This is a genomic window from Streptomyces sp. NPDC033178 (assembly GCF_055577685.1).
Map to the genome: position 1 here is coordinate 186,136 of NZ_JBVIPT010000005.1, position 11,891 is coordinate 198,026.

At 67.1% G+C, this 11,891-nt stretch carries 12 protein-coding genes and 1 tRNA gene; 3 read left to right on the forward strand and 10 right to left on the reverse strand.

Annotation, left to right across the window (positions count from 1 at the left end):
• Window positions 1–117: 117 nt before the first annotated feature.
• Both ACZ5VQ_RS14405 and pyk read left to right on the forward strand, forming a co-directional pair.
• Complete coding sequence (locus ACZ5VQ_RS14405) at window positions 118–846, forward strand: SIMPL domain-containing protein (RefSeq protein WP_469105149.1); 729 nt, start codon at window positions 118–120, stop codon at window positions 844–846.
• Window positions 847–978: 132 nt separating this feature from the next.
• Window positions 979–2,415: a pyruvate kinase gene (gene pyk, locus ACZ5VQ_RS14410; protein WP_469105150.1), complete on the forward strand. Its 1,437-nt coding sequence runs from the start codon at window positions 979–981 to the stop codon at window positions 2,413–2,415.
• 20 nt (window positions 2,416–2,435) lie between these two features.
• Here the strand turns inward: pyk and ACZ5VQ_RS14415 are convergent, their stop codons facing one another.
• Together ACZ5VQ_RS14415 and ACZ5VQ_RS14420 are read right to left on the reverse strand one after the other, a co-directional pair.
• The gene (locus ACZ5VQ_RS14415; RefSeq protein ID WP_469105151.1) at window positions 2,436–3,218 is read right to left on the reverse strand and encodes a transcriptional regulator; all 783 of its coding nucleotides are present in this window, start codon (window positions 3,216–3,218) and stop codon (window positions 2,436–2,438) included.
• A gap of 105 nt (window positions 3,219–3,323) precedes the next feature.
• Window positions 3,324–3,397: transfer RNA gene (locus tag ACZ5VQ_RS14420), tRNA-Leu, on the reverse strand.
• Window positions 3,398–3,497: 100 nt separating this feature from the next.
• Here ACZ5VQ_RS14420 and ACZ5VQ_RS14425 point away from each other — a divergent pair.
• Window positions 3,498–4,154 (forward strand): ANTAR domain-containing response regulator, encoded by a 657-nt coding sequence (locus ACZ5VQ_RS14425; RefSeq protein WP_055615813.1) that lies wholly within the window; start codon window positions 3,498–3,500, stop codon window positions 4,152–4,154.
• A 101-nt stretch (window positions 4,155–4,255) separates the two neighbouring features.
• Here the strand turns inward: ACZ5VQ_RS14425 and ACZ5VQ_RS14430 are convergent, their stop codons facing one another.
• The 8 genes from ACZ5VQ_RS14430 to ACZ5VQ_RS14465 form a co-directional block, all read right to left on the reverse strand.
• Complete coding sequence (locus ACZ5VQ_RS14430) at window positions 4,256–4,972, reverse strand: ABC transporter ATP-binding protein (RefSeq protein WP_055615814.1); 717 nt, start codon at window positions 4,970–4,972, stop codon at window positions 4,256–4,258.
• Window positions 4,969–5,880 carry an ABC transporter ATP-binding protein gene (locus ACZ5VQ_RS14435; protein ID WP_469105152.1) on the reverse strand — a complete coding sequence of 304 codons (912 nt, stop codon included), beginning with the start codon at window positions 5,878–5,880 and terminating at the stop codon, window positions 4,969–4,971. Before ACZ5VQ_RS14435 ends, ACZ5VQ_RS14430 begins: the two co-directional genes overlap by 4 nt.
• Before the next feature lie 5 nt (window positions 5,881–5,885).
• Window positions 5,886–7,715: a branched-chain amino acid ABC transporter permease gene (locus ACZ5VQ_RS14440; RefSeq protein ID WP_469105153.1), complete on the reverse strand. Its 1,830-nt coding sequence runs from the start codon at window positions 7,713–7,715 to the stop codon at window positions 5,886–5,888.
• 5 nt (window positions 7,716–7,720) lie between these two features.
• Window positions 7,721–8,653, reverse strand: a complete 933-nt coding sequence (locus ACZ5VQ_RS14445) for a branched-chain amino acid ABC transporter permease (protein ID WP_055615817.1) — start codon at window positions 8,651–8,653, stop codon at window positions 7,721–7,723.
• 111 nt (window positions 8,654–8,764) lie between these two features.
• Window positions 8,765–10,000, reverse strand: a complete 1,236-nt coding sequence (locus tag ACZ5VQ_RS14450) for a branched-chain amino acid ABC transporter substrate-binding protein (protein ID WP_469105375.1) — start codon at window positions 9,998–10,000, stop codon at window positions 8,765–8,767.
• 280 nt (window positions 10,001–10,280) lie between these two features.
• On the reverse strand, window positions 10,281–10,781 hold the full coding sequence (locus ACZ5VQ_RS14455; RefSeq protein WP_469105154.1) for a Tat pathway signal sequence domain protein: 501 nt from the start codon (window positions 10,779–10,781) through the stop codon (window positions 10,281–10,283).
• A gap of 128 nt (window positions 10,782–10,909) precedes the next feature.
• Window positions 10,910–11,320, reverse strand: a complete 411-nt coding sequence (locus tag ACZ5VQ_RS14460; protein WP_469105155.1) for a hypothetical protein — start codon at window positions 11,318–11,320, stop codon at window positions 10,910–10,912.
• A gap of 66 nt (window positions 11,321–11,386) precedes the next feature.
• On the reverse strand, window positions 11,387–11,875 hold the full coding sequence (locus ACZ5VQ_RS14465) for a PaaI family thioesterase (RefSeq protein ID WP_469105156.1): 489 nt from the start codon (window positions 11,873–11,875) through the stop codon (window positions 11,387–11,389).
• Window positions 11,876–11,891: the final 16 nt, after the last annotated feature.

Here is an 11,891-nt window from a genome sequence, read left to right on the forward strand (position 1 = left end):
ACGCAGATACGCGCGTAGATTCTGACCCGGTCATGACGTACCGCAACAGACCCCGCAGGTTTCGATCTGATGACCGACGAGCCCCGGAAACGGGCCGCCGGTGACAGAGTGGGACGTATGACCTCACCCTCCGAAGGCCCCGAGGAAAACCGCTCCGCAGTCCCCTACGGCACACCCGACGCACCCCGCATCGCCGTCCGCGGCGAAGCCCACCTCGAAGTCGACCCCGAGATCGCCCGCATCGGCATCACCGTCAGCGCCCGCGGCACCGACCGCCGCGACGCCCTCACCGACCTGACCCGCCGCAACGCCACCGCCCTCGACCTCGTCAAGACCTACGGCGACGCCGTCGAAAAACTGGAGACCGGCGCCTTCTCCATCACCCCCGAACTCACCAAACACGGCCGCGGAGAACGCATCCGCGCCTACCACGGCCGCGTCCACATCACCGCCGAACTCACCGACTTCACCGCCCTCGGCGAACTCACCACCCGACTCGCCGACCTCGACCTCACCCGCGTCGACGGCCCCTGGTGGGCCCTGCGCCCCGACTCACCCGCCCACCGCCAGGCCAGGCAACAGGCAGTACGCGAAGCCGTCCAACGAGCCCGCGAATACGCCGAGGCCCTCGGCACCACACTCGCCGCCCTCGTGGAACTCGCCGACATCGGCGCCGAGAACGCCCACCCCTACGGCATGGAAACGGGATCCGCCCGAAGCATGCGCACCATGGCATTCGACGCGTCAGCCCCCGAAGGAGCCCCCGCCCTCGACCTCGAACCCGAACGACAGCACGTCTACGCACAGGTCAACGCCCGCTTCACAATGTCACCGCCGGTGCTCTGAAAGCCCTCCGAAATGCTCATCGGAGCGGCCCCGTGCACAATTCAACACTTGTCAACAGCCCTTCACGCAAAGGTTGTTGAGTAGTCATGCCCGACCAATTCCCTACCCGCTGGTAAGGCCTAGGCTCGAACCATGCGCCGAGCAAAAATCGTCTGTACATTGGGCCCCGCCACCGACTCGTACGACCAGATCAAGGCACTGGTCGAAGCCGGAATGGACGTAGCCCGCCTCAACCTCAGCCACGGCAGCCATGCCGACCACGAGGAGCGCTACCAGCGCGTGCGAAAGGCCTCCGACGAGACCGGCCGCAGCGTCGGAATCCTCGCCGACCTTCAAGGCCCGAAGATCCGACTCGGCCGCTTCACCGAAGGACCCGTACTCCTTGAACGCGGAGACACCTTCACCATCACGGTGGAAGAGGGCACGGAGGGTGACCGCCAGACCTGCGGAACCACCTACTCCGGCCTCGCCGCCGACGTCACCACCGGCGAACGCATCCTCGTCGACGACGGCAAGGTCTGCCTCGAAGTCACCTCCGTCGACGGCCCCCGCGTCCACACCACCGTCATCGAAGGCGGCATGGTCTCCGACAACAAGGGCCTCAACCTCCCCGGCGTCGCCGTCTCCGTCCCCGCCTTGTCGGAGAAGGACGAGGCGGACCTCCGCTGGGCCCTTCGCGCAGGCTGCGACGTCATCGCCCTCTCCTTCGTCCGCAGCGGACGCGACATCGAGGACGTCCACCGGATCATGGACGAAGAAGGCCGCCGCCTCCCGGTGATCGCCAAGGTCGAGAAACCCCAAGCCGTCGAGAACATCGACGACATCGTCGCCGCCTTCGACGGCATCATGGTCGCCCGAGGCGACCTCGGCGTCGAAATGCCCCTCGAACAGGTCCCGATCGTCCAGAAGCGCGCCGTCAAACTCGCCAAGCGCAACGCCAAGCCGGTCATCGTCGCCACCCAGATGCTCGACTCGATGATCGACAACTCCCGCCCGACGAGGGCAGAGGCGAGCGATGTGGCCAACGCCGTGATCGACGGCACGGACGCGGTGATGCTGTCCGGCGAGACGAGCGTCGGCAAGTACCCCATCGAAACGGTCCGCACGATGTCCCGCATCGTCGAGGCCGCGGAAGAGGACATCCTTGCCAAGGGCCTCCCGCCCCTGACCGACCGGAACAAGCCCCGCACCCAGGGCGGCGCGGTCGCCCGAGCGGCGGCGGAGATGGGCGACTTCCTGGGCGCGAAGTACCTGGTCGCGTTCACGCAGAGCGGTGACACGGTCCGCCGCCTGTCCCGCTACCGCTCCCCGATCCCCCTCCTCGCCTTCACCCCGGACGCGGCCACCCGCTCCCAGCTCAACCTGACCTGGGGCGTCGAGACCTTCCTCGGCCCCCACGTCGACTCGACCGACGCGATGGTCGACCAGGTGGACGAGCTGTTGTTGAAGTACGGCCACTGCGAGAAGGGCGACGTCGTGGTCATCACGGCCGGCTCCCCGCCCGGGGTCTCCGGCTCGACCAACCTGGTCCGCGTCCACCACATCGGCGAGGACGACAGCCCCAAGTAGGTCCAAGTGGGGGCGTGGGGTCAGTACTTGGGGCCCACGTGGGTGTCCATGAGGGCTACGGAGGCGCGGCGGGCGATCGAGATGTTGAAGGGGTCGCTGCCGCGGGCGAGCGTGGTCCACTCGACTCCGACCTTGTCGAGGGTGTCGCTGAAGAGCTTCCGGATGTCGTCCGACTTGTTGGTGAAGAAGTACCGGGGGTACTCGTAGCGCTTTTTCTCGCCAGCAACGAGGCGCGTGGTCCAGTTGGTGATGCGGCAGCCGTCGGAGTGGATGAGTTCGCGGATGAATTCCCACGGGTGGACGTCGACGATTTCCTGTTGCCAGGATTCAAGGAAGATGGCACGTTCGTGTTTCTTGCCCGAGCCGTGTTGGGGAAAGAAGCAGGGCCAGTGTCGGCTGTAGCCGACGACTGAGACGTGGCCCTGAGCCTGGACGCGGTAGGCGAGCTGCGTTGGGTTGATCGAGCGGACGGCGGCTTCGCAAGCGTCGATGAGGCCAGGCCATGCGTCCGCGCACGCGATGCGGAGATAGTGCCCATTCCGTGGATGAGCGCTGATGCAGCCATCGCCGAGATACAGGCCCAGGAGGTAGGAGTACGTCTCCGCGTCTTCGGGCTGTGCCGGAGCGCGGCGGCATCTGACGCACGGCTCGGTCTGGGTTTGCATGCGTGGTAGCGGTTCGATCCGTGTCTGCCAGGAGCGGATCGCCGCCCGGGAGACGCCAGTTTCCTTGCTGACCGAGTTCAGGCTGCGCCCCTGGCCTACCAGCGCGAGTGCCCGCTTGCGTGTGCCCATGTCGCACATGTGGCCACTCTGCGAGGCTGATCGTCTCGACACACAGCAAAAAGCGGATGTTCACGAGAACGTGGACATCCGCTTTCTTGTGTCGACCTTCGAATCGAAGGAAAGTGCCCCGGGTGGGACTCGAACCCACACTGAATACCTTTTGAGGGTATCGTCTCTGCCGATTGGACTACCGGAGCTCCTGCGAATCGAAGGAACACTCCGACCCGCCGCGTTCTAACCATACCGTAGCTAGGTAGGCTCTCGGGAGCAGTACCTGCCCCATAACGAGGAGCCCCCGTGACCGCCCCCGAGTCGCCCCAGCCCGTAGACGCGCCCGACGACGACAAGTCGCACGTGCCTCCGCTGACGACCCGTGTCGTCATCGCCGAGGACGAGGCGTTGATCCGTCTCGACCTCAAGGAGATGCTCGAAGAAGAGGGGTACACGGTCGTAGGCGAGGCCGGTGACGGTGAGCAGGCCGTCGAGCTCGCCCGGGAGCACCGCCCCGACCTCGTCATCCTCGATGTGAAGATGCCGAAGCTGGACGGCATCTCCGCCGCGGAGAAGATCGCCGAGGAGTCCATCGCCCCGGTGCTGATGCTCACCGCGTTCTCGCAGCGTGACCTCGTCGAGCGTGCCCGCGACGCCGGTGCGATGGCGTATCTGGTGAAGCCGTTCAGCAAGAGCGATGTCGTTCCGGCGATCGAGATGGCCGTCTCGCGCTTCACGGAGTTGAAGGCGCTGGAGAAGGAGATCGAGGATCTCACGACGCGTCTGGAGACGCGGAAGCTCGTGGATCGTGCGAAGTCGGTGCTGCAGACGGAGTACGGCCTGTCGGAGCCGGCGGCGTTCCGTTGGATTCAGAAGACGTCGATGGACCGTCGTATGTCGATGCAGCAGGTCGCTGAGGCGGTTATTCAGGACGCGGACGAGAAGAAGGCCGCGAAGGGCTGAGCGTCGCGCGGAAGTACGTACGTGGCTGAGGCCCGCACCCCGTGTCATCGGGTGCGGGCCTCAGCCGTATGCGAGTAGCCGGGCTGTGAAGGTAGGCCGGCTCAGTCCTCGCCGAGGTACGCCTTGCGGACCGACTCGTCGTGGAGGAGGTCCTGGCCGGATCCGGAGAGGACGATGCTGCCGACCTCCATGACGTGTCCCTGGTCGGCGAGCGAGAGTGCTGCCTGGGCGTTCTGCTCGACGAGCAGGATGGTGGTGCCCTGGGACTTGAGTTCGGAGATCGTGGCCATGATCTTCTGCATCATGATCGGCGAGAGGCCCATGGAGGGTTCGTCGAGCATGAGGAGCTTGGGCTGGGACATCAGGGCCCTGCCCATGGCGAGCATCTGCTGCTCGCCGCCGGAGAGGGTTCCGGCGGCCTGCTTCCTGCGTTCCCCGAGGATGGGGAAGAGGTCGTAGGCGCGCTGGATGTCCTTGTCGATGCCTGCCTTGTCGCTGCGGAGGAAGGCTCCGAGGCGGAGGTTGTCCTCGATCGTCATGCGGGGGAAGATGTGCCGCCCCTCGGGGGAGTGGGCGAGTCCGAGGGAGACGATCTGGTGGGCGGGGGTCTTCTTCAGTGACTTGCCCTGGAACTTGATCTGGCCGCCGACGGGCTTGAGGAGGCCGGAGAGGGTGCGCAGGGTGGTGGTCTTGCCGGCGCCGTTGGTGCCGATGAGGGTGACGACCTGGCCGGCGTCGACCTTGAAGGAGATGCCCTTGACGGCTTCGATCTTGCCGTAGGCGACCCGGAGGTCTTCGACTTCGAGGAGTGCGGTCATCGGTCGTTCTCCTTGCGGGGCGCGGCGTCCGTGGAGGCGTCGGCCTGTGCCTCGGCGGCTTCGACCTCGGCGAGCTCCTCCTGGCCGGGTGCGTCTTCGAAGGGTTCGCCGAGGTAGGCGGCGATGACGCGTTCGTCGCCCTGGACTGTGGCGCTGTCGCCTTCGACGAGTTTTTCGCCCTGGACGAGGACGGCGACGCGGTCGCAGAGGTTGAAGATGAATCGCATGTCGTGCTCGATGACGAGGACGGCGATGCCCATGTCCCGGATGGCGAAGACGAGTTCTTCGGTGGCCCGGGTTTCCTGCGGGTTCATGCCGGCGGTGGGCTCGTCGAGGAGGAGGAGGCCGGGTTCGCTGGCGAGGGCGCGGGCGATTTCGAGCTTGCGCTGTTCGCCGTAGGGGAGGTTTCTGGCGAGGTGGTCGCGCTTGGCGGCGAGGCCGATGAACTCGAGGAGTTCCATGGCGCGGTCTTCGGAGGTTTTTTCGGCTTTCTTGAAGCCGGGTCCGCGTACGAGTGCGGACCAGAGTCCTTCTTTGGTGCGGGTGTGGCGGCCGACGAGCACGTTTTCCAGGACCGTCATGTTGGCGAAGAGACGGATGTTCTGGAAGGTGCGGGCGACGCCGGCGGCGGTGACCTTGAAGGACTGGGACGGCAGGACGGTGCCCTTGTAGCGGACCTCTCCCTCGGTGGGGATGTAGAGGCCGGTGAGGCAGTTGAAGAAGGTTGTCTTGCCGGCGCCGTTGGGGCCGATGAGGCCGACGATTTCTCCGCTGTTGACCTGGAGGTCGACGTTGCGTACGGCGGTGAGGCCGCCGAAGCGCATGGTGACGCCGCGTGCGTCGAGGACGGTTTCGCCGGGGGTGGTGGCGCCGGGTGCGGCGCCCTTGGTGGTGGTGTCGGTAGTCATGGTGGTCAGGCCCCTGCCTTGCTGAGGACTGTGGGAGCTTCCGCTTCCTCGTGGAATTCGAGCTGGCGGCGCCGGTTCGGGATGAGGCCTTCCGGACGGAAGCGCATCAGCAGGACGAGCGCGAGGCCGAAGGCGAGGAGCTGGTAGTCGCCGAGGAACTGGAGCTTGGCGGGGATGAGGTAGAGCAGTGCGGCGCCGACGAGGGGGCCGCTGATGGTTCCCATGCCGCCGAGGACGACCGCTGCGAGGAGGAAGGCCGAGTTGGGCGGTACGACGTGGGCGAACTGGTACTGCTCGGGTGTCACGGTGTAGGTGACGTGTGCCTGGACGGATCCGGCGAGGCCGGCGAGGGCTGCGCCGAGGGCGAAGGCGATGAGTTTGACGCGGAAGCCGTTGATGCCCATGGCGAGTGCGGCTGTTTCGTCCTCGCGGATGGCGACCCAGGCGCGGCCGATGCGGGAGTCGCCGCTGCGGCGGAAGACGACCACGACGACCAGCGTGATGAGGAGCATCAGCAGGAAGTAGTTGGCGAAGCGCGCGATGGTGAATCCGGCGATGCTGTGCTCTTGGCCGAAGTCGAACCCGAGGATGTTGAGGTTCGGGATCGAGGAGATGCCGTTGGAGCCGTTGGTGATGTCGGGTCCGCTGGTGCCGTCCATGTTGAGGACGGTGATGCGGAAGATCTCACCGAATCCGAGGGTGACGATGGCGAGGTAGTCGCCGCGCAGTCGGAGGGTGGGGGCGCCGATGAGGACGCCGAAGACCATGGCGACGGCTGCGCCGAGGAGGGCGGAGGCCCAGAACGGCAGGTGGATGTCGAAGGGGGAGGAGGGGGAGCCGGAGACCATGGCCGCGGTGTAGGCGCCGACGCCGAGGAAGGCGACGTATCCGAGGTCGAGGAGTCCGGCGAGGCCGACGACGATGTTGAGGCCGAGGGCGACGGTGGCGAAGATCAGGATGTAGACGCCGATGGTCGCGTACTGGTCGTCGGACTGGGTGAAGGGGAATGCGGCGGCGGCGACGAACGCGCCGATCATGGTGACGTTGCGGTGCTTGGAGGTGAGTGCGGACAGCCTGTTGACGAGTCCGGCCTTGGCTGCGGCGGCGAAGCCGAGGCCCGCGGTGATGAGGAAGCCGATGAACTGCTCGTCGTATTCGGTGCCGATGCCGTAGGTGAAGACGGTCAGGCCGAGGGCCAGTGCGGCGACGATGACGAGGATTTCGGCGTATGCGGGCAGCTTGTGGGCCGGGGCCTTGGTGGTGCCGGAGGCGAAGGCTGCCTTGACGACGGTGACGTCGTACCGGCGCTGGTGGCGGAACTGCTCCCAGGCGGTGTCGTCGGGGTCGTACGGGTCGGGTGCCGGTCGCTGGAACGGCAGGGAGAGCGAGCCGACCAGGGCGGTGAGGGTGGCGACGGCCACGATCCAGCCGCCGGGTTCGAGGTTGGCGAGGCCGCCGAGTTTGGTGCTGATCGCGATGATCGTGTACCAGGCGGTGGCGAACGCTGCGAGCGCGGCGAGCTTGATGGCGCTGTCGGCGCCTGCGGGGGTGAGCCAGCGCAGGCCCTTGATGCCGTAGGAGGCGAGGCCGAAGAGCGTGGTGAGGGCGCCGCCGATGAGGACGAGGACCTGTAGGCCGCCGGGGTAGCCGTAGACGGTGAGGTCGCCGGGGAATGCGGCGGTCCAGGTCCAGGCGAGGAAGGTGGAGATGATGGTGAGGATGCCGCCGCCGGTGGCGAGGGCGCGTCCGATGTTCGGGGGGATGCCGATGAGTCCGGCGGTGGAGCCGGCCGGCTCCTTGGCGGGCGTCTGGGGGCTGGTGGTCTGTGTGGTCATAGGTCTCACGCCCTGTCCGCGACGCGCTCGCCGAGCAGGCCCTGTGGCCTGAAGAGGAGCACGAGGATGAGGAGTACGAAGGCCCAGACGTTGGCCCAGGACTGGCCGCCGAGCTGTGACATGCCGGGGACGTCGGCGATGTAGGCGGTGGCCATGGTCTCGGCGAGGCCGAGGACGACGCCGCCGATCATGGCTCCGTAGATGTTGCCGATGCCGCCGAGGACGGCGGCGGTGAAGGCCTTGAGGCCGAGGATGAAGCCCATGCGGAAGTCGATCTGGCCGTACTTGAGGCCGTAGGCGAGGCCTCCGACGGCGGCGAACGCGGCGCCGAGGGCGAAGGCGACCACGATGATGCGGTCGGTGTTGATGCCCATGAGCTTGGCGGTGTCCGGGTCCTGGGCGGTGGCCTGCATACCGCGTCCGGTCCGGGTCTTCATGACGAAGTAGGCGAGGACGGCCATGCTGATGGGGGCCGCGATGAAGAGGAAGACGTCACCGGTCTGGATGGTGACGCTGCCGATCTCGAAGGGGCCGCCTTCGATCTGCGGGAAGGTCCGCGCCGACTTGGCGTTGGGGTACCAGGCCCATACCGCCTGCTGGAGGGCCAGGGAGAGGCCGATGGCGGTGATGAGGGGGGCCAGGCGTGGTGCGGTGCGCAGGGGGCGGTAGGCGAACCGTTCCGCTCCGACTGCGACGGTGACGGCGACGAAGATGGCGCCGACGAGCATGAGCGGCAGGGCGATCCACATGGTGGTGCCGTCGGGGAGTACGTACAGATAGACCGTGAGCGCGCCGAAGGCCCCGGTCATGAAGATCTCGCCGTGGGCGAAGTTGATGAGCTGGACGATGCCATAGACCATCGTGTAGCCGATGGCGACCAGCCCGTACATGGATCCCAGTAGCAGGCCGTTGACCAGCTGCTGCGGCAGTTCGTTCACCGCATGTCCTCCGAGCGTTCGGATAGTCGAGGGATGTGACCGGATGCGAGTCCGCGCGGGGCGCTTGTGGTGCAGCGCCCCGCGCGGCTCATGTGGTGATGCGGGTGTGGATCAGCCTGTGTAGGTGCCGGACTTCACCGGCTTCCAGGTACCACCCTCGACGGAGTAGACGGTGAGCTGCTTGTTGGTCGCGTCGCCGTACTCGTCGAAGGCGACCTTGCCGGTCACGCCGTCGAAGGTGACGCCCTGCATGGCCTCGGTGACCTTGGCGCGGGCGTCGTCCGGAAGCTTGCCGTCGTTGTCCTCGACGACCTTCTTCACGGCCTCGATGATCGCCCAGGCCGAGTCGTAGGAGTAGCCGCCGTACGCCTCGTAGGCCTCCTTGTAGCCCGCGGACTTGTAGCTGGCGACGAACTCCTTGGCGGAGGGCAGGTCCTCGACGGGCGCGCCGACCGAGGTGGCGAGGTCGCCGGTGCCGCTGGCGCCGGCCAGCTTGATGAAGTCGGCGCTGTAGATGCCGTCGCCGCCGACCAGCGGGATCTTGGCGCCCGCGGCCTTGATCTGCTTGCTGAGCGGGCCGGCCTGCGGGTACTCGCCGCCGTAGTAGACGACGTCGGCACCGGAGCTCTTCACCTGGGTGGCGACGGCGGAGAAGTCCTTGGTGTCGGGGTCGATGTGCTGCGTACCGACGACCTTGCCGCCGAGCTTCTTGAACTCGTCGGTGAAGGTGGCGGCGAGGCCGGCACCGTAGGTCTTCTTGTCGTCGATGACGTAGACGCTCTTCTTCTTGGCGTCGTTGTACACGTACTGCGCGGCGAACGGGCCCTGGATGGCGTCCGTGGTCGCGGTGCGGAAGTACGACTTGTACGGGCGGGCCTTCTCGCCGCCGTTCCACTTCGTGCCCTGGGTCAGGGCCGGGTTGGTGTTGGCGGGGGAGACCTCGACGAGCTTGGCGTCGTCGAAGACCTTCTGCATGGACTCGGCGACCGAGGAGTTCAGCGGGCCGACGACACCGAGGACGTCCTTGTCGGCGACCAGCTTGGTGGCGTTCTGCTGGCCCGAGGAGGGCTGCGCCTGGTCGTCGAGGGCCTCGACCTTGAAGGTGACGCCTTCGACGGTCTTCTCCTTGTTGGCCGTCTTGGCGGCGAGGTCCACGGAGTTCTTGATTCCGAGGCCCAGCGCGGAGAGGTCGCCGGTCAGCGGGGCGTCGACGCCGATGACGACGGTGGTGCCACCGCCGTTGGAGTCCGAACCGCCGCCGTCCTCGTCGCGCGAGCCGCAGGCGGTGAGGGTGAGTGCTCCCGCCGCCAACGCGGCGGTGATGGCGATGAGCGAACGTTGACGCACGATCAGCAGTCCTTTCCCTGGCACGGCCCTTCCTCGTGGAACGGGCCGAGTCGAGCGCTGGGCCGAAAATAATTCGAATCCGATGGCGCGGTGACTGGCCGTGACTCTAGGCGTGTCGGGGGAACGTGGAGGAGAGTCTGAGTCATGCTGTGACGCTCTTGTTATGACACGAGGTAATGCAGAGCGGTACTCAGTGGGTGGATGGGCAGAATTCCGGCCGATTCGTCCGGTCCACATAGTGAGAACCTGCAGGACGTGCCGTGGTCATTTCAGGAGCGTCCTACCGTTTTGGTGATGACCGGGAGTCGTTGCTGCAGGCTACTTGCAGGGCTCCTGAGAGGTCGTGCGCATAGCGCTCACCCAGGATGAAGCTGTGGTCTTCTATTGCGCGCGTATTACGCAGAGTTACGTCCAGGAAAGGGAGAGCGGCGTTTGACGGCACATTCGCGCATTCCGTGACATGCATCGTGACGACGATCTTGTGACCGAAACCGGGCTTGGTCCGGAACGGCGGGCGCGGGACCGACGTCAGCGAGAGGGTCGCGTAGGGCTGCGAGATGCGCACGATGGTGATCGTGGGTCCGGACTGCGCGGTGACCTGCACCGCGAAGCTGAAGCTCCTGCTGGGGGCGTTTGCGGGCGGGCCCTCAGTGCCGAGATAGGTGATGGCCACCGCCTGGGACGGGTAGGGCGCTTCGGGCGGTGGCGGATCGTGGGGCCGGGTCGCGAAGAGGTAGCCGCCGCCCGCGACGAGGGCGACCGCGGTGGCGGATGCGAGCATGGCACGGCGGTGCCGGGCGTACAGACTTGTCAGACGTTCGCGCGGGGACCCGGGGAGGAGCGGCGGGACCGGTTCGACGGTGTCCCACGCGTGTGTGCCCTCGCCCGGTTCGACCGGACCGACGCCGCTCAACTCCAGGGCCCTCCCGTCGGATTGCCGTCGCGGTAGCGCTCTGCGCAGCGTTCGCGTGTACTGCGGTCGATCAGTTCCCGCGCCGCCTGTTCGCCGGAGCGCTTCTTCTCGGCCCGCGCCGCGTCCACGACCTCCATCAGGATCCCGTACTGCCCGTTGGACAGGCCCATTGACTGGTAGTCCCCGTAGGTGCCGCTGTCCAGCACCTCCCGCGACCAGTGGGCGACGATCCGGGCGCACAGGTCCTCGGGAGGTGTGGCGGGCGGTGACGACGGCACACCGGAGGCGGCCCGTGTGCCCGCCGTCCCGCCCTGCGGGCCGGACTCGCCGCACCCGGTGGCCAGAGCGCCGGTCAGGAGCACCAGTCCAAGCACCGGCCCCCGCCAGGGGGCCCCACCCGTTCCCATCCCTTGACGCTATGCCGCCGGTTGCCCGGGATCAACGCCGCCCGCGGACAAGGGTTTTCCGGTGGGTCAGTTCGTCGCGTTGACGCGCTCGGCGTCGCTCGGATTCACGTCGCGCAGCAGGCACGTCAGCCGCGCGCTGCACACCCGCTTGCCGTCCTCATCACTGATCACGATCTCGTACGTGGCTGTCGAGCGGCCCCGGTGCAGGGGCGTGGCCACGCCGGTCACCAGGCCGGAACGGGCGCCCCGGTGGTGGGTGCAGTTCAGGTCGACGCCGACGGCGATCTTGGAGCTGCCGCCGTGCAGCATGGCGCCGACCGAGCCGAGTGTCTCGGCGAGCACGGCGGAGGCGCCGCCGTGCAGGAGCCCGTACGGCTGGGTGTTGCCCTCGACCGGCATGGTGCCCACCACGCGGTCCGCGGAGGCCTCGACGACCTGGACGCCCATGCGCGTGCCGAGGTGTCCGGCGGAGAACATGGCGACCAGGTCCACGCCGAGCGCCGCGTACTCGTCGATGACCTCTTGCGGGAACTTCGCGTGGTGCTGCTCGCCCATGGGTTCTGCTCCTTCG